The sequence below is a fragment of the Limnohabitans sp. 2KL-3 genome, from assembly GCF_001269405.1.
In the GTDB taxonomy this organism is placed as follows: domain Bacteria; phylum Pseudomonadota; class Gammaproteobacteria; order Burkholderiales; family Burkholderiaceae_C; genus Limnohabitans_A.
The window spans coordinates 36,831-57,409 of the sequence record NZ_CXON01000014.1 but is presented as its reverse complement, the minus strand read 5'-3'; the positions used below and the strand labels follow the sequence as shown (position 1 = coordinate 57,409).

The window sequence follows — 20,579 nt, the reverse complement described above, 5'->3', positions numbered from 1 at the left end:
GGTGGTGTCTCTATAGATGCCCAAAAGAAGGTCGCCACATTCTAACGGGCGCTTATCGGGTCTTGGTGTCGAGTGCGAGGCATCTCCGGTGCACAATCCGGGAATGCTGATCCATCCTCAAATTGACCCCGTCGCCCTGCAATTGGGCCCCTTGGCCATCCATTGGTATGGCCTGACCTATTTGGCCGCCTTTGGCCTGTTTTTCTGGTTGGGCGAGCGTCGTCTGGGCCATGCGCCCTTCAAACACCTGCCGCAATGGCAAAAACGCGATGTGGAAGACATCCTGTTTTTGGGCGTGCTCGGTGTCATTTTGGGCGGGCGCGTGGGTTATTGCCTGTTTTACAAACCCGCTTATTACCTGTCGAATCCCCTGGAAATCCTGGCTGTCTGGCAAGGTGGCATGAGTTTTCATGGGGGCTTGCTGGGCGTGATCTTGGCCATGGTGTGGTTTGCACGCAGCCGACAGCGGTCGTTTTTGCAGGTCATGGATTTTGTCGCGCCGTGTGTGCCCACGGGACTTGCCGCTGGTCGGGTGGGCAATTTCCTCAATGGCGAGCTTTGGGGCCGAGTGGCCGACCCCTCGCTGCCTTGGGGCATGGTGTTCCGGGGGGCGGGCGATTTGCCGCGCCACCCCTCGCAGCTCTACCAAATTGCCCTGGAAGGCTTGCTGTTGTTTGTGTTGCTGTGGTGGTTTGCCCGCAAAGACCGTCCCACCGGCCAAGTGTCGGCAGCCTTTTTGCTTGGCTACGGTTTTTTCCGCTTTGTGGCCGAATTTTTCCGCGAACCCGATGCGCATCTGGGCCTTTTGAGTCTGGGCATGAGCATGGGGCAGTGGTTGTGTGTGCCGATGATGTTGGGCGGCGTGGCTTTGTGGGCCTTCTCAGCCCGAAAACCCAATTGAAAGGGTGAGGGCTGACACCTTCGGGTCAGCACCCGTGAACGGAATCCTTCACCATGAAGCACTTTTGACATGGAAGGACGGGTCCCATGAATTTGCTGCGCAGAAACCTTTGGCTTGCTGCTTTGTCCACGCTGTTGCTGGGGGCCTGCTCGGGTACCTTGCGCACTGCGGGGGCTGACAAACCGCCCGTGGTGTTTGTCCACGGCAATGGGGACACGGCCGCCCTGTGGCAAAGCACGATGTGGCGCTTTGAATCCAACGGCTGGCCGCGCGAACGCCTGCATGCCATCGATGTGCCCTATCCCCTGGCGCGAGACGCCGACAACAGGCCCCAAGCGGGCCGCACCTCCACCGCCGAGCACATGGCCTTTTTGCGCGAAGAAGTGCAAGCGGTCTTGAAGCGAACCGGTGCCGCGCAGGTGGTGTTGGTCGGCAACTCGCGGGGTGGCAATGCGATTCGCAACTTCATCTGCAATGGTGGGGGGCAAAACCTCGTCAGCCATGCGGTGCTGGGCGGCACACCCAATCACGGTGTTCAGGCTATTCCCGGCGTCAACGAAGCCAATGAATTTTCCGGCACTGGACCCTTTCTGAGTCAGCTCAATGCGCCCAAAAATGCACAGGGCGACGAGGTCTGTGGCCTAGCCAAATGGATGACCATCCGTTCGGACAACAACGACAAGTTTGCGCAGCCCGATGGCCTGTGGATTGGCATGAAAGGCAAAGCGACCAACGTGACTTTTGCCGGCCCGGAGCTCAAAGGGGCGACCAACGTGGTGATCCCCCGCATTGACCACCGCGAAACGTCTTATTCGGCAGCGGCTTTTGAAGCCACTTACCGTTTCATCACGGGTCGCACGCCTGCTTTGGGCATCCAAACCGAGGCTTCGGTGCTTTTGAACGGCAAAGTGGTGGGTCTGGGCTTGAATCCACAAGACGCGCAGAGTGGCAACTTTGTGAACAATTTGCCACTGGCTGGTGCAGGCCTAGAGGTTTATGAAATTGACCCCGTGACAGGGCAGCGCAAAGGCGCTGCGGTTCATCAAAAAACGGTGGGAGTAGACGGGCTTTGGGGGCCTTTCAAAGGCACATCACAAGCAACCTATGAGTTTGTCATCACGGCCAAGGGCTATGCCACGACACACATTTACCGCAGCCCATTCCCGCGCTCGAGCGGCATCGTTCACATGAAGCCCGAGCGCGTGGCCGAGGCCGACCGGTCGGCTTCTGCATTGGTCAGTTTTGTGCGGCCCCGTGGCTACTTTGACCCGCCGCGTGACAGCATGCGCCTGGACGGCAAAACGAGCTTGCCGGGGGTGCCCCCGGGAGCGGGTGTGGCCAGTTCCAAACTGCGGCTGGATGACAAAACCCAGCGAACTGTGGCCGCAGAATTCAACGGTGAGCGCCTGGTCGGCTTGACCTGGCCCATGGCCGAGGGTCGCACCACAGTGCTGGAGTTGACCTATTGAAGTGCCCCGGCGCTTGCAAGTTCGTTTTCAGCCAAATTACAACCACAGGAGACATGCACCATGAAAAAAAGCTTTTCACTGGCCTTTGGCGTCATCGCCGTGTTAGCGGGTTTGCAGGCGCAGGCCCAGACATCCGCCTCTGGCCCGACCGTTTACCCCAGCAAACCGATCCGGATCGTGGTGCCTTTTCCGGCAGGCGGCACATCCGATGTGCTGGCCCGTTTGGTCGGCCAAAAGCTGACCGAGTCTTGGGGTCAGCCCGTGGTGGTGGACAACAAACCGGGCTCCAACGGCAATTTGGGCGCTGATTGGGTCGCCAAGTCGGCCCCCGACGGTCACACCTTGGTGCTCATGGATGTGGGCAACCTGGTCATCAGCCCGGCTTTGTACAAATTGCCGTTCAATGTGCTCAATGACTTCGCTCCCGTCGGCATGGTGGCCTATTCACCCCACCTGTTGGCCGTCAGCACCAAGGTGCCCGCCAACACACCCGCTGAATTGGTGGCATACGCCAAAGCACAAAAGGGCAAACTCAATTACGCAGCGGCGGCGGGCATGGGCAGCGCCACGCACCTGGCCGGTGTCATGTTTGCCCAGCGGCAGGGTATCGAGTGGGGTTATGTGCCTTACAAAGGTGGGGCACAGGCCATCACCGATCTGATCGGTGGCCAGGTGGATGTGATGTTCAATGGCATGGTGGCCACCTACCCACATGTCAAAGCCGGAAAAATCAAACTCATTGCGGTGTCCAGCACCAAGCGCAATGGCCAGTTGCCCGATGTACCCGCCATCAGTGAGAGCCTGCCGGGTTTCTTGACCGGCAGTTTTCAGGGTCTTTTGGCACCCGCTGGAACGCCCAAAGCGATTGTGGACAAGCTCAATGCAGAGGTCCAAAAGATCGCCGCCATGCCCGACATCAAAGAGCGCTTGGTCACATTGGGGGCCGAGCCCTCGAACATGTCACCTGAGCAGTTTGGCCAATGGATCAAGTCAGAAATTCCGGCCATGGCCAAAATCGTGAAGGATGAAAAAATCACGGTGGATTGACCTTGCGACCTTGTGCTGTGACCTTGCTCAGACCATCCAGTGGGTGGCCAGTCAGGGGCACGGTGTGATTTGGGGGGTTCAAGCCAGGTGCGGTGGCTGCACAAAGCCGCACCACTCGGTTTCGAGCCAGCGGGCCATGTTCAGGCACAGCGGGTCGGCCAAACTGTTGCCGATGATTTGCGCGCCAACGGGTAAGCCGTCCGGGCTTTGACCGATCGGGATGGCGGTGGCGGGCAGGCCCACCAAGCCGGGATAGCCCGCCCAGAACAGACTGTCGGTGTGCGGCTGGTTCTGGCCGTTGACCTGCAGCATGCGCTCCCAACGTTCGCCTTGCTGGTTGTGCAAAAAGGCGGGCGAGGTGGCCACTGGCGTGATGAGCAGGTCCACAGTCTCGAAGTAGCTTTGCCACTGAGTCCGCAGCACGGCGCGTTGCTGGTCAAATTCGACCCAGTCGCGGTGCGTCAGGGTGCTGCCGCGCCAGACGCGCTCGCGCATGGTGTCCAGTGCCGGGTCGGCTTGCTGGCCCAGCGCCTGAAAGCGGGCAAAGGTCGCGTCGTCCAGCCAGGCGCCAGTGGCCGAGCGCAGCAGGTAGGAGTACACACGGTGCGACTGCGCGCTGTCCACCGGGCGGTGGTCGTCCAGCACGGTCACGCCTTGCGACCGTAAAAAGTCGGCCAACGCGTGCAGCCGGTCTTGGATGCTCTGGTCCACCCGAGCCTCGGGGTCGTCGTAGACGATGGCCACGCGGCATTGCCAGGGGGCTTTGTCGGTCTGCCGCCATTGGGCGGGCGTCCAACCCATGGGGCCAAACTGTTGCAAGGGGGTGGTCAGCACCTGCATGGCCAGTTGCAGGTCCTGGGCGCTGCGCGCCAGCGGCCCTGCCACGGCAATGTCCAGGCTGTCAATGCAGCGCACACCGGGCAATTGGTGGCCCTCCATGGGCACCACACCCCAGGTGGGTTTGTGGCCATAAACGCCGCAGTAATGCGCCGGGTTGCGGATGGAGGCACCAATGTCGCTGCCCAGCTCCAGCGGCGTCATGCCTGCGGCCAGCGCCGCGCTGGCCCCGCCCGACGATCCGCCCGGCGTGCGACTCAGGTCCCAGGGGTTATGGGTCGTGCCATAGACCGGGTTGAACGATTGCCAATCGCCCAAAGCCACCGGCACATTGGTCTTGCCAAACACCACCGCCCCGGCGTTCAGCAAGCGCTGCACGGCCACGGCTGGTTGTTGTGCGATGTTGTCTTTGTACTGAGGAAAGCCCCAGCAGGTGGGCGTGCCCGGCAGGTCAAACGACTCTTTGACGGTCATGGGCAGGCCGTGCAGCAGCCCCCAGTCTTCGCCATGGGCACGCGCCGCGTCGGCTTGGGCGGCGCGTTCGCGGGCGGCCTCAAAGGTGCGCACCACCACGGCGTTGATCGGGCCATCGCGCTGCTCGACGCGGGCGATGTGCTGTGCGAGTAATTGGCTGCTGGTCACTTCGCCTGCGCGCAGGCGGGCCATCATTTCGGTGGCGGTGCTGTAAGTGAAATCGGTCATGCTGAACAAGTTAGGCTGGAATGAAAAAACCCGGGCATGTCACGAGGGGTGAGCATGTCCCGGGTGGCGCGAGCGTCAGCACGGGTGCGCTGCGCACTCAGTGTTTCACTGCGGTTCGACCTTGGCGGCCTTGAACAAGGCGCGGTAGCGTTCCACTTCGCCATAGTAAAACTTGTCCAGCTCGGCCATGCTCATGGGCGCAGGTATCTGGCTGCCCGTGGTGGACATGCCTTTGACATAAGCCTCGCTCTTGATGGCTTCGTTCATGGCCTGGTTGATTTTCTGAACGGCGGCCTCGGGCGTGCCTTTGGGAACTTGCAGACCGATCCAGATGTCAAAGTTGAAACCCGGGAAGGTTTTGTGGGCGCTGATCGGCGCCACGTTGGGGAAAAGCGTGTGAGGCTGGGGCGAGGACACGCCGATCAACTTGAAGCGGCCTTCCTTGATCATGCCCGGGGCCGGTCCTGCCAGAGGGGTAAAGCTCATGTCCACCGCGCCGCCACCCAGGTCGGTGAAGATTTGCACAGCTGCTTTGTAGGGCACGTGCAGCATGTCGAGTTTGCTTTGCGCTTTGAATTGCTCGCCCATGATGTGGTACAGCGAGCCTTGGCCCACGCTGGCATAGCTGACCTGTTTGCCTTTGGCCCAAGCCAGAAATTCATCGATGTTGTTGGCCGGGATGTCCTTGCGGATCGCCAGACCAATGGATGTGCGGCCCATCAGGCTGGCCAGGCGAAGTTCTTCGGGCTTGAACTTCACCGCCGAAAGCGCCAGGGGGGCCATGACCAACTCCATGGGCGTGCCCAGAATTTGATAGTAGCCATCGGCCGGTGCAGCCAGAACCTTTTGAATGCCCAGAGCGCCGCTCACGCCACCGAGGTTTTCGACCATGATTTTTTGGCCCAGGCTTTTTTCGTACTCGATCTGAACCATGCGGGCCACAGCATCAGAGGCCCCCCCTGCCGGATAGGGAACCATGAAAGTGACCATCTTGTTGGGAAAGCTTTGTGCAGAGGCGCTGAGCACCATCAAGATGCCCAGCAGGCCTGCGAGCAGGCTGGAAATCGTTCGGCGTGAAATCATGGGTGTCGTCCTTGTGTGTCTTTTTGGAGTGGGGCGCTTGACACCCCGGAGCAGAACCAAAGTCTGAACAAGATACGGGTTTCAAGCTATCGAAAACTTGCAAACCCTGGGCGGGGTTTTCCCGAAAAAGCGGAGGGTGACCCGGTTCAGTCTGTTGTAACCAAGCCCTGGATGGCCTGCTGTGCCGCAAGTAATCCCTGCTGCCAGACCTGTTCTTGCCAAGCGGGCGAGGGCGGGTTGAAGGCCTGGAGCATGTCGGCACGGATGGCGCGTTGCTGCTCGGACGGGGCTTCAGGATGCAGGGCCAGCCAGTGATCGGCCCGCATGGCCTGGATCATCTGTGCCAGGGGCAAGGTGCCGAACTCCAAGCAAATGCCGGTGTACTGCGCTTGCGGGCACTCTTCATAAATGGCCATCTGGATCGGGCCCGAGAGCGGGACGCTTTGGGACGTGCCCGTATCTACAGAAGTGATGTCTGGCCCCCACCACTGGCGGGCGCGTTGCAGGGACTGGCCGTTGTCGGTGCAAGCAAAAATGCGCTCGCCATGGCCGTGCGGCCCCAAGCCCGTGTGCAGGTCGATCCAGGCGATCTGGCGCGCTTGCCTGAGGTGCTTTTGCAGCACCTGCCTGAACGTGCGGTGGCTCCAAGTGGGGGCCAAGCCCCCAAACCAGACGCCCAGGTCAAACTGGTATTGCCCACTGGTGATGGCACGCTGCATGCGGCGCTCGCCCCAGGCATCGGCCTGAGCCTGCAAAGCAGCGCTGGCCTCTGGGCTGGGCGGCCAGTGGGTGGGCAGCAGCAGTTCATGAACCTGCGCGTAGTCGGCGTTGACCGGCAGGGGCTGAGAAAAGTCAATGAAGTTGCGGTTGAGGTCGACGTTGTCTTCGTTCACCCGGCGTGCATGTGAAAACCCATGCGGGTTGACTGCGTGCACATGCACCACGGCCACTCCAGGCGGCAGCGTCAGGTTTTGCAGCAAGCCCGTCTGGATGGCCGAGCCGCAAAACCCCTCGATGCCGTGCACTGCGCTGGTGGTCATCAGCACTTGTGCGGCATCGGCCGGGCCGTGCACGGCCACATCCATGGCGAGTTGCTCGCCATTTGCACCTGGCAGTGACATGGCGTTGATGTGCAACTGTGCGTTGCAGGCTTGCGCGGCCAGCACAAATCGAGCGCGGGCCTCCCGGTAGCTGGGGCTGAAAAGCGGTGTGCTCATGGTGTGGCCTTGTGTTGGTTGAGCCAGCCTGCGGCCAGGCCAAAGCCCGCGATCATCCCCATGCCGCACAGGGCCAGGGCGTCAGGCAGGTGGTCAAACATCCACCAGCCGCCCAGGGCAGAAAACCCGATGGCCGTGTACAGGTAAGGCGACAAAACCGAGGCGGGCGCTTTGGAAAATGCCAGCACCGTGAAGTACTGCCCGTAAGAGCCCGCCAGTGCTACGAAACCCAGCAGGGCCAAGTCGGGCCAAGGCATCTGGGCAGGCCAGAAAAACGGCACCACGGCCGACATGAGCGCCAAGCCCAGCGCGCTGGTGCACAGCTGGATGGTCAGCGGCGAGTCCTGCCGCGCCAAGTACCCTGTCAGGGTTTGAAAGCCGGTGTAGCAGACCACCCCCAGCAGTGCCAGGCAGGCACCCGTCGGGTCCACATGGCCCCCTGGACGCACCACCAGCAGGGCTCCTGTCATGCCGCCCGCCACACAAAGCCAGCGCAGCCAGGGCACGCTTTCTTTCATCACAAAGCGGGCGACCAAGGTCACGGCCAGCGGCACCAGGCAATAAATGGCGGTGAACTCGGCCACGGGCATGCGCTGCAAAGCGCCATAACCCAACACGCTGCCCCCCACGACCAGCGCGCCGCGCAGCCACTGCAGACGCCACTGCCGTGTGCGCCACAGTTCGGGCGATTGTCTGCGCCAGATCGTGGCGCTGACCAGTGCGGTCTGCAGGGCGTAGCGCGTCCAGATGATGATGACGGGCGCCACGCTGAGCATCAGTTTTTTGCTGAAGGTGTCTTGCGTCGACAGGCAGGCCATGGCCGCGACCATGGTCAGGATGGCGGTGAGCTGGGTTTGGCGGGCGGTGCTCATCGCTTGTGCAGGGTGTCGGAGGGCAGCTCGCCAAACAGGCGACGGTAGTCCTGGGCGAATTGGCTCAGGTGCCAAAAGCCCCAGTGCGAGGCGATGTCCTGGATGGTGACGCCTGGGGCGGCCTGGCGCAGGGCGCGGCGCACGCTGTTCAGGCGCAGCGAGCGCAGGTATTTGATGGGCGTGGTGCCCAGCACATCCTGAAAGCAGTAATTGAGCTTGCGGCGGCTGGTGCCCAAGCGGCTGCAGACCTCGAGGATGGACAGGGGCTCGTCGGCGTGGCCCAGCATCAGCTCGCAGGCGCGGTCCACCAGTTTTTTTCTCCGCTCCAGGGTGGGCAACTCCGAGGTGTCGACCTTCGCAGGCAAGGCTTCGAGCCATTCCATCAGGATCTCGTCGCGCAGCTGGCGCAGGGCTTGCGGGTCGTGCTGGCGGTGGGCCAGCGCGCTGGCCTGGTCCAGGACGGTGAGCTGCATGTCGCGCAGGTTTTGGGCTTTGATGTCGGTGGTTTGCAGCACCAGCTGCTTTTCGAGCCAATGCGCCAGGGGTTTTTGGTACATGCGCTCCCACAGCGGGTTGAGCAGGCTGCGCTCCACCACCACCGCGATCAGAGTGAAGTGGGGCGGGGTGGTCAGGTCGACCTCGTCGCCCTTGCCACACATGATGGCGTGGGCGGGCACCCGTTGGCCGTTGAAAAACAGGTCGGGGGAGTCCTGCAGCGCCATGGCAAATCCGTACACGCTCTCATGCAGCTGTCCCCGCTGTCGCAGCGCGATGCTGGTGTCTTCGCGCAGCAGCGTCACCTCGGGCAGTTGCACCTGGTGGATACGCCCCTTGAACTGGCCGGGCGAGAGTTGTTCGTACTGCAGCGCCCAGCCTTGCTGGGCCAAGGCGTGCTGGTCCATGTCCTGGGTGTCGAGCACTTGGACCCAGGGCGAATCGGGGGTGGGAGAGGTCATCAAAAAGTCAAAACAGTCAGCTGGGGCATGGACCTGAGTGTGCCTGTTTCGCTTGGGCAGGCTTTTTCGTGAAAACCCGGGGTGTGTGATGCCCAAACTTGATAGCGCGATGAGCGCCTTGTGCATAGCATGGCTGTCAGCATGAAAGACACCTGATGACCCTGCCGAACTTGCATATCGCCGTTTTGCTGACCAACAACGACACCTCGGCGTTTGCCGCGCATTTTCCGAACGACGGACAAAAGGTCGTCCAGTTGCTGCAGCCCCTGCGGCCTGACTGGTCTTTTGAAGTGGTTTCGGTGAAGGACGGCATGTTTCCGAGCGGCCCTGAGGCTTTTGACGGTTATGTCATCACCGGCAGCCCGGCCTCGGTCAACGACGACCGCCTGCCCTGGGTGGGGTCGTTGCTGGATTTCATCCGTGCCGTGCATGCCGCACGCCAACCGCTGATCGGCCTGTGCTTTGGCCACCAGGCGGTGGCCCGGGCGCTGGGCGGGCAGGTGGCGCGCAACGCGGCGGGTTGGGGCTTGGGCACCGCCCCAACGCACTGGCAGGTTGAACGCCCCTGGATGCAGCCCTTTCACAGCACCACTACCTTGATGGCCGCCCACAACGAACAGGTCACCCGCATGCCCGAGGGGGCCGAATGCCTGGGTGGCAGCGATTTTTGCCCCATCGGCTCGATGCAGATCGGCCAGCACATCTGGACCACCCAGTACCACCCCGAAATGCCGCAGGTGTTCATGCAGGCGCTGCTGGGCTACCTGGCCGACAAGCTCGACACGAACACCATGGCCCGCGCCCACGCCAGCCTGCAGCAGTCCGCCGATGTGCCGCTGTTTGGCCAGTGGATGGCGCAATTCATTGAACACGCAAGGAACACCCGCCCATGACCGTCTGGCACCCCACCGACGATGGCCACGCCGACTTGGCGGACCACGACAGCTATGTGAACGGCACGCCGCACAACACTTTCCAGCGACTGCGCGACGAGGACCCGATGGCCTGGTGCGATTGGTCCGAAGGCAAGGGCTTTTGGTCGGTCACGCGGCATGCCGACATTCTGGAGCTCAACCGCAACCACCAGCGCTTGAGTTCTGCCCAAGGCATCCGCATGGAAGACCAGTCGCACGAGGAGTACATGGCGCGGCGCACCTTCCAGGAGACCGACCCGCCCGAACACACCCGCACCCGCATGCTGGTGGCCAAAGCCTTCTCCAAGCCCATGATGGCGCTGTACGAAGACCAGATCCGCGAGCTCTGTGTGGGCATCCTCGACCAAGCGCTGGCGCTGGGCGAGTTTGACGCCACGCACCAGATCGCCCGCCAGCTGCCCATGCGCATGCTGGGGCGCATCGCGGGCTTGCCCGAAGAAGACCTGGACTGGCTGGTGGACAAGGGCGACGCGCTCATGGCCAACACCGACAGCGACTTCACCAGCCATGTGGTCGACAAAATGGACACCGAGGCCTACCGCTTCATGCCGTTTCGCTCGCCTGCCGGGGCTGACTTGTTCGATTACGCGGCCCAGATGATGGAGCGCAAACGCGCAGCGGGTGACACCAGCGGCGTGCTGCACCAGATCACCCAGCCCGATGCGCAAGGCAATGTCATCAGCGACACCGAGTTCCGCAATTTCTTTTGCCTGCTGGTGGCGGCGGGCAACGACACCACGCGCTACTCGATTGCCGCCGCTTTGCACGCGCTGGCCAACCAGCCGGGACTGATGCAGCAACTCAAGTCGGTGCAGGGCGAAGCCGCCTGGGAAGGCGTGGCCGACGAATTCATCCGCTGGGCATCACCCGCCACGCATTTCCGCCGCACCGCCACCGAGGACTTCGAATACCACGGCAAACAGGTCAAGGCGGGCGACAAGGTGCTCTTGTGGTTCATCTCAGGCAACCGTGACGAGCGGGCTTTTGACCGGCCGTTCACGGTCGATCTGAGTCGGGGTGTGAACCGACACCTGTCATTCGGGCAGGGTGGGGCGCATGCCTGTCTGGGCATGTGGCTGGCGCGGCTGGAGCTGCGGGTCTTGTTGCAAGAGCTGATCCAACGGGTCGACCGCATTGAGCAAACAGGCGAACACGCCTTTTTGCGTTCGAATTTTGTCTGTGGCATCAAACGCCTGCCGGTGCGCATGCACCTCATCTGAAGGGAAAACACCATGTCGAATGTTCAAGAACGCCTGCGGGTGCTGTTTTGCGACCACCTGGCCATTGCGCGAGGCAAATACGTCACACTCCAACCCGGTCAGGGCGGCGGTGCCCGTTTTTGCCGCGGCACCTTTGGCGTGACGTATGAAAAAGAGCTGATCCCGGCCCCCGGCGCCATGGTCATGGAAGGCCTGCCCGACATGGAAGCGGCCTACACCGCCGAAGACATCCGCCCGGGCTGGCAGCCGTTCACCCAAGTGGCCATTGGCGACCTCAAAGCCAACGACGGCGCGCCCCTGCCCATGTGCGGACGCAGTGCTTTAAAGCGCGCCGTGGCCGACTGGCAGGCCATGGGCTACGACCCGATGGTGGGCATTGAGCTCGAAGCTTTTGCCTTCCAGATTGAGCCCGACGGCTCGCTCAAACCCTACGACACCCCTGCGGCCCATGTGTATTCAACCGGTCCATTCTCCGACCCGAGGGGCTTCACCGATGCCCTGTGGGAAAAAGCCACGGCCGCGGGCTTTCGCATCGACAGCATGAACACCGAATACGACGCGCCGCAGTTCGAGTTCACGCTCACCTATGACCGCGCCGTCAAGGCGGTGGACGACATCTTTTTGTTCCGCCTCTTGGCGCGTGAAGTCGCTTTCCAGCACGGCATCGTTTTGACCTTCATGCCCAAGCCTATCCTCACGGTGGGGGGCAGCGGGGTGCACATCAACTTCAGCCTGCGCGACGGCCAGGGCCACAACGCGATATCGGGCGGCCACGACGCCAGCCAGTTCAATGCATTGACGCTGGGCTGCACCGCCGGGCTGATGCACCACCACCAGGCCCTGGCGGGCCTGCTGGCCCCCAGCGCCAACTCCTACCAGCGCCTGCAACCGGCCAGCCTGTCCGGCTTTTGGCAAAACTGGGCCGTGGACCACCGGGGCGTCACGGTGCGGCTTTCGGCTGAAAGCGGTCCGGGCGCACGCATTGAGCACCGCATGGGCGACGCTGCCGCCAACCCCTACACCCACACCGCCGCCGTGCTGCAGGCCGCCCGTTTGGGCGTGGCCAACGCCTACCCACTGCAGCCCGCCGAAACCGGCGATTGCCTGGAAAACAAGGACGCCACCCACAGTGTGCCGGGCACCTTGGCGGGTGCCTTGGATGCGCTCGAAGCCGACACGGCGCTCACGCAAGCGCTGGGCGAAGGCCTGGTGGCCAACCATGTGGGCATCAAGCGCCACGAGATCGAGCGCACCGCAGGCCTCGAAGGCGACGCGCTGCGCGATCACTACATCCGATTCATTTGATCTGAAAGAACCCACCCCATGCCCCAAGTGCACTGGATCATGAGCAACGGCGACCGCGTGAGCGACGACGTGAACGACGGCACCAACCTGATGGACGCCGCGCAGATGAACGGCATCCCCGGCGTGGCGGGCGAATGTGGTGGCTGCCTGTCTTGCGCCACTTGCCACGTCTACGTCGACGAAGCCTGGCTGGCTGCTTGCCCGCCGATGGATGAGGTCGAAAACGCCATGCTCGACATCGTCATCGCGCCCCGCCAAAGCGGCAGCCGCTTGAGCTGCCAGCTGGTCGCCTCCGCTGCGCTGAATGGCATCGTGTTGCATGTGCCTGACTGAAAATTTTTCGGACCACTGATCCATTGAACGTAGGGAGAGATCATGAAACAAGAACACATCGACGCGCTGCGTCACCTGCCGATTGCCCACCAAGGCCTGCTGATCGACGGCCAGTGGCAGCCCGCAGGATCTGGCCAGACCTTGCCCGTGGTCTCGCCCATCGACGGGCAGACGCTGTGCTCCATCGCGGCGGCCGGGGCTGTGGATGTCGACCGCGCTGTGCAAGCGGCCCGCCGCAGCTTTGAGCAGGGCGTGTGGTCGCGCATGGCGCCTGCCGAGCGCAAGAAAATTCTGCACCGCATCGCCGACCGCATCGAGGCGCACCACGCCGAGCTGGCGGTGCTGGGTGTGCGTGACAACGGCACCGAGATTGCGATGGCCTGGAAGGCCGAGCCGGGCAGCGCGGCGGGCACCTTCCGTTATTACGCCGAGTGTGTGGACAAGATCAATGGCGAAATCGCGCCCACGCCAGAAGGCACGCTGGGCTTGATCCACAAGGAGGCGGTCGGCGTGGTCGGAGCCATCGTGCCCTGGAACTTTCCGCTGATGATCGGTGCCTGGAAGATCGCCCCAGCGCTTGCAGCAGGCAACTCGGTGGTGCTCAAACCTTCTGAAGACGCCTCGCTGTCTTTGCTTCGCCTAGCGCAGCTGTGCCAGGACGCGGGCTTGCCTGCGGGTGTCTTGAATGTCGTCACGGGCACCGGCGCAGAGACGGGCGAGGCGCTGGCGCGGCACATGGATGTGGACATTCTGACTTTCACCGGCTCCGGCCTGGTGGGGCGCATGTTGCTCAAGTCCTCGGCCGAGTCCAACCTGAAACGGGTTTACCTGGAGCTGGGCGGCAAGTCGCCCAACATCGTTTTTGACGATGCAACCGATTTGGCGCAGGCGGCCAAAGTCTCGGCGATGGGCATCTTCCGCAACAGCGGTCAGGTGTGCGTGGCGGGCTCGCGCCTCTTGGTTCAGCACTCGGTGCATGACGAATTCGTGGATCGCTTGCAAAACATCGCTTCCAGCCTGCGCGTGGGTGACCCGCTGGATGTGACGATGGACATTGGTGCCGTGAGCAGCGCCCGCCAACTGGCCCGCAACCAGAGCATGCTGGCCCGTGCTTTAGAGCAGGGCGCGCGTCTGCGCACGGGTGGTCAGGTGATTGCGCCTGTGCCCGGTGGCCAATACATGAGCCCCGCCGTGCTGGATAGCGTTCAGCCCGAGATGGAGATTGCCCGGCAGGAAGTCTTTGGCCCGGTGCTGGCCGTGATGCCGTTTGACGACGAGGCCGAGGCGGTGCGCCTGGCCAATGGCACCGAATACGGCCTGGCCGCAGGGGTGTGGACGGGCAGCCTCTCGCGCGCCCACCGCATGGTCCGCGCCATCAAGGCAGGGCTGGTGCACGTCAACACCTATGGCGGCCCCGACATCACCGTGCCGCTGGGCGGGGTGCGGCAGTCGGGCAATGGGCACGACAAGTCGATGCATGCCATGGACAAATACCTGGACCTGAAAACGGCCTGGATTCAGCTTTGATTTTGAAAGTACGCGACATGAACCACGAGCAACTCAAGGCCGACAACGCCCAATACCTGTGGCACCCCATGGCCCACCCGGGCGCGATGAAAAAGTCCACCCCCGACATCATTGCCAAAGGCGAGGGCTGCTGGATCTGGGACGTGGACGGGCACAAGATGCTGGATGGTGTGGGCGGTCTGTGGGCCTGCAACCTGGGCCACAGCAACAAGCCGGTGCGCGACGCCATCGTGGCGCAGATGGACGAGCTGCCCTTTTACAACGTGTTCCGCGGCACCACCCATGTGCGCGCCATCGAGCTGTCCAAACGTCTGGTGCAAATGATGCAGCCCGAAGACGTGGCCACCGTGATGTTTTCCAACGGTGGCTCGGACGCGGTGGAGGGCGCATTGAAGGTGGCCCGCCAGTACTGGAAGCTCAAGGGTCAGGCCGACCGCTTCAAGTTCATCAGCCTGCGCCAGGGCTACCACGGTGTGCACTTTGGCGGCATGAGCGTGAACGGCAACACCAACTTCCGCCGCGCCTATGAGCCGCTGCTGCCCGGGTGCTTCCACATCGACACGCCTTGGGCCTACCACAACCCTTACACCGATGACCCGATCCGACTGGGTGAAATCTGCGCCGAGTTGCTGGAGCGCGAGATCGTCTTTCAGGGGCCGGACACGGTGGCCGCTTTCATTGCCGAGCCGGTGCAGGGCGCGGGTGGTGTGATCGTGCCGCCACCCAACTACTGGCCGCTGGTGCGCCAGATTTGCGACAAGTACGGCGTGCTCTTGATCGCCGACGAGGTGGTGACCGGCTTTGGCCGCAGCGGCGAGATGTTTGGCACCCGCCTTTGGGGGGTGAATGCCGACATGTGGTGCCTGGCCAAGGGCATTTCTTCGGGCTACGTCCCCCTCGGGGCCACGGCCATCAACCGCCGCATTGCCGACGTGTTTGACGCCGACACCACGGGCACGGCTTCGGTCTCGCACGGCTACACCTACAGCGCGCACCCGGTGGCAGCGGCGGCGGCGCTGGCCACACTTGACCAGATCGAGGCGCTGGACATTACCGGCAATGCCGCCCGTGTGGGTGCGCACCTGCAGACCCGCCTGCGCAAGTTGGTGGACACCAGCAGCTTTGTGGGCGATGTGCGTGGTGTGGGCCTGATGCTGGGCATCGAGATGGTGAGCGACAAGGCCAAACGCACGCCGATGACCCGCAGCAGCGACATCCCGGCGCGGGTGGCCAAGGCGGCCTACAAAGCGGGCCTGATGGTGCGCATCTCCGGCCCCAACCTGATCCTGTCGCCGCCGCTGGTCATCACCCTTAAGGAAGTCGACTTCATGTGCGACGTGCTCGAAGCCGCCTTTGCCGCCGTGCAGGAGGGCCGCGCATGAAGAGCCCGGTCATTCTGATTGTCGGCACCGTCGACACCAAGAGCGACGAGATTGGCTTCATGCGCGAGCAGGTGCTCGCCGCAGGCGGCCAGGCGTTGATCATGGACGTGGGGGTGCTGGCCAAAGGGCAAGTGGTCCCGGACATCGCCAACACCGACGTGGCTGCGGCTGCGGGCGTGACGCTTCAGCAGGTGATGGACAGCGGCGATGAAAACAGTGCCATGGCCCTGATGGCCCTGGGCGCAAGTCGCTTGGCTGCCCAACTGCAGCGCGAAGGCCGCATGGATGGCCTTCTGGTGCTGGGCGGCACCATGGGCACCGACCTGGCGCTCGATGTCGCCAGCAGTTTGCCGCTGGGCGTGCCCAAGGTGGTGCTGTCCACGGTGGCGTTTTCGCCGCTCTTGCCACCCGAGCGCATGCCGCCCGATTTGATGATGGTGCTCTGGGCGGGCGGCCTGTATGGGCTCAACAGCCTGTGCCAGTCGGCGCTGGCCCAAGCCGCAGGCGCGGTGGTGGGGGCCTGCCGCGTGGCACGCGTGCCGCGTTTCGAGCGGCCCGTGGTCGGTATGACGTCTTTGGGCTCGAGCTGCCTGAAATACATGGTGCAGCTGCAGCCTGAGCTGGACAAGCGCGGCTTTGATTTGGCCGTGTTTCACACCACCGGCATGGGGGGCAGGGCGTTTGAATCGCTGGCCGCACAAGGCCAGTTCGCCTGCGTGATGGACTTCAGCCTGCAGGAGATGGTCAACCAGATGGGCGGCTCGGTGGTGAGCGCGGGGCCTGACCGTTTGATGGGCGCAGGCAGCAAAGGCGTGCCGATGATCGTCGCTCCGGGAGCCACCGATCTGGTGGATTACCCCGCTTGGGGCCAGATGCCCGAGCGTTTTGACGGGCGGCCTTCGCACGACCACAACCGATTGATCGCTTCGGTGGGCATCGACGCCGACATGCGCCGCGAATTCGCCCGGGAGCTGGCGAGTCGCCTGCGGCAGGCTCAAGGCCCGGTGCACTTGGTGCTGCCCTTGCAAGGCATCGAAGAGTGGGACCGGCCCGGCGCGCCGCTGCATGATGCCGAGGGTTTGGCGGCTTTGATGGATGAATGTGGCCAATGCGATTGGGGTGCTGCCGAAGTCTCGCGCATCGACGCGCACATCAACGATGCGGGCTTTGTGCAGCAGGTGCTGGCGGTGTTTGACGATTGGCTGGCCCAAGGGCTGGTGTTGCCTGCTGTGGGCAAGAAAGCTGACCATGTCTGATGCAGTGAAACCCGAAGACAAAGCCCTGATCTTGGACTTCGGCGGCGTCATCAGCCGCACCTTGTTTGAAACCCACGCGCTGAGTGAGGCGGCTTTGGGTCTGCCTGCGGGCACGCTGACCTGGCAAGGCCCGTTTGCCCCCGAGGCGGACCCGCTTTGGCAGGACATGCAGGCCGACCGCATCAGCGAGCGCGCGTATTGGCTGCAGCGCACGCAAGAAGTGGGGCGTCTGTTGGGTGAGGACTGGACCGAGATGCAGACCTTTGTTCAGCGCGCCCGGGGGGCGGATGTGCAGGCCGTGATCCGGCCCGAAGCGGTGGCGGCCATCCACCAAGCCAAGGCGCAGGGTTACAAGCTGGGCATTTTGTCCAATGAACTGGATCTGTTTTATGGTGCTGATTTTCGCGAGCGTTTGCCCTTGCTCCAGCAGTTTGACGTGATTGTGGACGCCACTTACACCCAGATCCTCAAACCCGATCCACGCGCTTACCAGGCTTGTTTGCAGGCCTTGGGCGTGCAGGCCAAGCATGCGGTGTTTGTGGACGACCAGTTGCGCAACGTGTTGGGGGCACAGCGCTGCGGCCTGCCCGTGGTGCATCTGGATGTTTGCCAACCGGCTGCTGGTTTTGCCACCGCCTTGCAGATGCTGGCGGTCTTGTGATGCGCTGTTTGGGCCGTCGGTCAAGGGTGATGCCAAGGGCAAAGCAGGGCATGATCTGGGCATTCACTGTGCGACTTGACAAGGAAGTGGGCTGGTGGCACAGGGATCGGAGGTGACACCCCGGCCCGCGCCCGTGTTTGCAAAAACTTTATGATGCCGTTTCCGAACAAAACCAGGAGACACAACATGAACGATTTGAACCCATGGGGCCAGCGCCGCGACTTTTTGAAGGCCATGGCTGCCGTCACGGGCTCCCTGCCGCTGTGGGCCCAGGCTCAAAGCAGTTGGCCCAGCAAGCCTGTGAACATGGTCGTGCCCTTTCCTGCGGGCGGCGGAACGGACGCGTTTGCCCGGCCCATGTCGGCCGCGTTCGCCAAGCTCACGGGCAAGCAGCTGATCATTGACAACCGTGGGGGGGCCGGTGGCACGCTGGGGGCGGGCATCGCGGCCAAGGCCACGCCCGATGGCTACAACTATTTCATGGGTGCCGTGCACCACACCATCGCGCCCAGCATGTACCCGCGACTGGACTACGACTTGGAGCGTGACCTGATCCCCCTGATCCAGGTGGCCAGCGTGCCCCAAGTGCTGGTGGTCAACCCCAAGAAAGTTCAGGCGGCCGACTTCAAGGATTTCCTTGACTTTGTGAAAAAGAACCCGGCCCGCTTGAACTATGGCTCTGCAGGTGGTGGCACCTCGCACCACTTGGCGGGTGAGTTGTTCAAATTGCAGACCAAGACCTTCATCACCCACATCCCTTACCGGGGCGCTGGCCCAGCCTTGCAAGACCTGATCGCGGGCAACGTGGACATGATGTTTGACGGCTTGGGTTCGTCGGCGGCGCACATCAAGGGCGGCCGCATCAAGGCCCTCATGGTGTCGGGGGCCAAGCGCAATGCGGCATTCCCGGATGTGCCTTGCTCGGCCGAGCTGGGTTTGCCCGATTACACCGTGTCCACTTGGTATGGCGTGTGGGCCCCCAAGGGCACACCTGCGGACGCTCAGGCCCGTGCCATCGAGGAGTTTCGCCGCGCCTGCCAGACCGACGAGGCCAAAGCCGTCTGGGCTAACCAGGGCGCGGAGTTCCCCAACCTCACGGGCGGCCAGTTCGATGCGTTCATCAAAAAAGAGTTGGCCAAGTGGTCGCAGGTGGTCAAGGCCTCGGGGGCCAAGCTCGACTGAGTGCGGCACTGGGTGTTCAACGGGCTCTGATCGGGCCCTTTTTCATGTCTTTTTTCACCTTGCAATTTTGAAACCATGACCCACAACAACCTGTTTTCGGCCCTGCGGGCTGCTTTTCCGGCCGACATGACTGCTGTGGCGGTCGAAACCGATGAAGGCCTGCGCTACAGCTGGCATGACCTGGACCGCGCCACGGCCATGGTGGCCAATTTGCTGCAATCGCTGGATTTACCCGAGGGCAGTCGGGTGGCCGTGCAGGTCGAAAAATCGGTCGAAGCCATGGTGCTTTATCTGGCTTGCTTGCGCGCAGGCTGCGTGTTTTTGCCACTCAACACCGCCTACCAAAGCGCCGAGATCGAATACTTCATTGGCAACGCCGAGCCGGCTGTGGTGGTGTGCAGTGGGGCCAATTTTGGCTGGGTGAGCAAGATCGCGTTCAAGGCAGGCACCCAGCATGTGTTCACCTTGAATGACGACCGCACCGGCAGCTTGCTCGACCGTGCAGCTCAGCACAGCGACCAGCACACCCCCGTACCGCGACTGGCCGATGACCTGGCCGCCATCCTTTACACCAGCGGCACCACCGGCCGCAGCAAGGGGGCCATGCTCACCCATGGCAATTTGCTGAGCAATGCACTCACGCTCAAGGATTACTGGGGCTGGACTGCAACCGGTGGGCCTGCAGGCCAGGGGGATGTGCTCATCCACGCCTTGCCCATCTTCCATGTGCACGGCTTGTTTGTGGCCATCCATGGCGCCCTGATCAACGGCAGCAAGATGATCTGGATGGCCAAGTTTGACCCCAAGCGCGTGATTGCCCGCATGAAAGAGGCGACCGTGTTCATGGGCGTGCCCACGCTGTATGTGCGCATGCTGGCCGAGCCCACCCTCGACAAGGCGGCGGTCAGCCAGATGCGCTTGTTCATCGCGGGCTCTGCGCCTTTGTTGATCGAGACCTTCACCGAATGGCAGCAGCGCACGGGCCACACCATCTTGGAGCGCTATGGCATGAGCGAGACCGCCATGCTGACCTCCAACCCCTATGCGGCTGACCAGCGTTATGCCGAGCAGTCTGAGCGGCGCGGTGGCACGGTGGGCTTTCCTTTGCCGGGCGTGTCCTTGCGCGTGCGTGGCGACGATGGCCTAGACATGCCCGTGGGTGAGATCGGGGGCATTCAGGTGCAAGGTCCCAATGTGTTCAAGGGCTACTGGCGCATGCCTGAGAAAACAGCCGAAGAGTTCACCACCGACGGCTTCTTCAAAACAGGCGATGTGGGCAAAGTGGACGAACGCGGCTATGTGACCATTGTGGGCCGCAGCAAGGACCTCATCATCAGCGGCGGCTACAACGTGTACCCGGCCGAGATCGAGGGTTACATCAACGAGATGCCCGGTGTGGCCGAAAGTGCCGTCATCGGTGTGTCCCATCCCGATTTTGGCGAAGTGGGCGTGGCGGTGGTCATTGCCAAATCCGGGGCTGACGTGAAGCCTGAAGCCATTTTGGCCGAGCTCAAGGCCAAACTGGCCAACTTCAAGATCCCCAAGCGTTGTTTTGTGGTGGCCGAATTGCCACGCAACACCATGGGCAAGGTCCAGAAAAACCTGCTGCGCGATCAATACAAAGCTTTGTTTTGATTTGAACTGCCATGGATCAGGTCGGGTCTTTCTCAAAGCGAATGACCCGGCCAAGCGGT

General features: G+C 62.6%; 18 protein-coding genes. 13 read left to right on the top strand and 5 right to left on the bottom strand.

The features are described 5' to 3' along the window. Window positions 1–103: 103 nt before the first annotated feature. The 3 genes from lgt (at window position 104) to AMM41_RS15590 (ending at window position 3,417) form a co-directional block, all read left to right on the top strand. Window positions 104–901, top strand: a complete 798-nt coding sequence (gene lgt / locus AMM41_RS15600) for a prolipoprotein diacylglyceryl transferase (protein WP_089960984.1) — start codon at window positions 104–106, stop codon at window positions 899–901. An 86-nt stretch (window positions 902–987) separates the two neighbouring features. Then, window positions 988–2,370, top strand: coding sequence for an alpha/beta fold hydrolase (locus AMM41_RS15595; RefSeq protein ID WP_089960980.1), 1,383 nt, complete (start codon window positions 988–990; stop codon window positions 2,368–2,370). A gap of 60 nt (window positions 2,371–2,430) precedes the next feature. Continuing rightward, a complete protein-coding gene (locus AMM41_RS15590; protein WP_089960975.1) occupies window positions 2,431–3,417 on the top strand; it encodes a Bug family tripartite tricarboxylate transporter substrate binding protein in 987 nt (328 codons plus the stop codon). Between the two features lie 78 nt (window positions 3,418–3,495). Here AMM41_RS15590 and AMM41_RS15585 read toward each other — a convergent pair whose 3' ends face one another. The 5 genes from AMM41_RS15585 to AMM41_RS15565 all read right to left on the bottom strand — a co-directional run bounded on the left by AMM41_RS15585 (window position 3,496) and on the right by AMM41_RS15565 (window position 9,084). Then, window positions 3,496–4,956, bottom strand: a complete 1,461-nt coding sequence (locus AMM41_RS15585) for an amidase (RefSeq protein ID WP_089960972.1) — start codon at window positions 4,954–4,956, stop codon at window positions 3,496–3,498. A gap of 105 nt (window positions 4,957–5,061) precedes the next feature. Next, window positions 5,062–6,039: a Bug family tripartite tricarboxylate transporter substrate binding protein gene (locus AMM41_RS15580; RefSeq protein ID WP_089960969.1), complete on the bottom strand. Its 978-nt coding sequence runs from the start codon at window positions 6,037–6,039 to the stop codon at window positions 5,062–5,064. Window positions 6,040–6,185: 146 nt separating this feature from the next. Then, the gene (locus AMM41_RS15575; protein ID WP_089960965.1) at window positions 6,186–7,256 is read right to left on the bottom strand and encodes a M14 family metallopeptidase; all 1,071 of its coding nucleotides are present in this window, start codon (window positions 7,254–7,256) and stop codon (window positions 6,186–6,188) included. Next, window positions 7,253–8,128, bottom strand: coding sequence for a DMT family transporter (locus tag AMM41_RS15570; protein WP_089960961.1), 876 nt, complete (start codon window positions 8,126–8,128; stop codon window positions 7,253–7,255). The genes AMM41_RS15575 and AMM41_RS15570 overlap by 4 nt, the downstream gene beginning before the upstream one ends. Further along, window positions 8,125–9,084, bottom strand: a complete 960-nt coding sequence (locus AMM41_RS15565; protein WP_194944821.1) for a helix-turn-helix domain-containing protein — start codon at window positions 9,082–9,084, stop codon at window positions 8,125–8,127. The genes AMM41_RS15570 and AMM41_RS15565 overlap by 4 nt, the downstream gene beginning before the upstream one ends. 155 nt (window positions 9,085–9,239) lie before the next feature. On the opposite strand from AMM41_RS15565, the gene AMM41_RS15560 reads away from it, so the two are divergent. From AMM41_RS15560 to AMM41_RS15515, 10 genes are all read left to right on the top strand, one after another. Beyond that, a complete protein-coding gene (locus tag AMM41_RS15560) occupies window positions 9,240–9,977 on the top strand; it encodes a type 1 glutamine amidotransferase (protein WP_089960954.1) in 738 nt (245 codons plus the stop codon). Further along, window positions 9,974–11,239, top strand: a complete 1,266-nt coding sequence (locus AMM41_RS15555) for a cytochrome P450 (protein WP_089960950.1) — start codon at window positions 9,974–9,976, stop codon at window positions 11,237–11,239. Before AMM41_RS15560 ends, AMM41_RS15555 begins: the two co-directional genes overlap by 4 nt. A 12-nt stretch (window positions 11,240–11,251) precedes the next feature. After that, window positions 11,252–12,544 carry a type I glutamate--ammonia ligase gene (locus tag AMM41_RS15550; RefSeq protein WP_089960946.1) on the top strand — a complete coding sequence of 431 codons (1,293 nt, stop codon included), beginning with the start codon at window positions 11,252–11,254 and terminating at the stop codon, window positions 12,542–12,544. Between the two features lie 18 nt (window positions 12,545–12,562). Further along, window positions 12,563–12,877, top strand: a complete 315-nt coding sequence (locus AMM41_RS15545) for a 2Fe-2S iron-sulfur cluster-binding protein (protein WP_089960942.1) — start codon at window positions 12,563–12,565, stop codon at window positions 12,875–12,877. Window positions 12,878–12,919: 42 nt separating this feature from the next. Next, window positions 12,920–14,404 carry an aldehyde dehydrogenase gene (locus AMM41_RS15540; RefSeq protein ID WP_089960937.1) on the top strand — a complete coding sequence of 495 codons (1,485 nt, stop codon included), beginning with the start codon at window positions 12,920–12,922 and terminating at the stop codon, window positions 14,402–14,404. Window positions 14,405–14,421: 17 nt separating this feature from the next. After that, a complete protein-coding gene (locus AMM41_RS15535) occupies window positions 14,422–15,786 on the top strand; it encodes an aminotransferase class III-fold pyridoxal phosphate-dependent enzyme (RefSeq protein ID WP_089960934.1) in 1,365 nt (454 codons plus the stop codon). Further along, window positions 15,783–17,042, top strand: coding sequence for a Tm-1-like ATP-binding domain-containing protein (locus tag AMM41_RS15530; RefSeq protein ID WP_089960930.1), 1,260 nt, complete (start codon window positions 15,783–15,785; stop codon window positions 17,040–17,042). Before AMM41_RS15535 ends, AMM41_RS15530 begins: the two co-directional genes overlap by 4 nt. Then, a complete protein-coding gene (locus tag AMM41_RS15525) occupies window positions 17,035–17,703 on the top strand; it encodes an HAD-IA family hydrolase (protein ID WP_089960927.1) in 669 nt (222 codons plus the stop codon). Before AMM41_RS15530 ends, AMM41_RS15525 begins: the two co-directional genes overlap by 8 nt. A 186-nt stretch (window positions 17,704–17,889) precedes the next feature. Further along, window positions 17,890–18,885 (top strand): Bug family tripartite tricarboxylate transporter substrate binding protein, encoded by a 996-nt coding sequence (locus AMM41_RS15520; RefSeq protein WP_089960923.1) that lies wholly within the window; start codon window positions 17,890–17,892, stop codon window positions 18,883–18,885. A gap of 75 nt (window positions 18,886–18,960) precedes the next feature. Beyond that, window positions 18,961–20,520, top strand: a complete 1,560-nt coding sequence (locus AMM41_RS15515; protein WP_089960919.1) for a malonate--CoA ligase — start codon at window positions 18,961–18,963, stop codon at window positions 20,518–20,520. The last annotated feature ends 59 nt before the right edge of the window (window positions 20,521–20,579 follow it).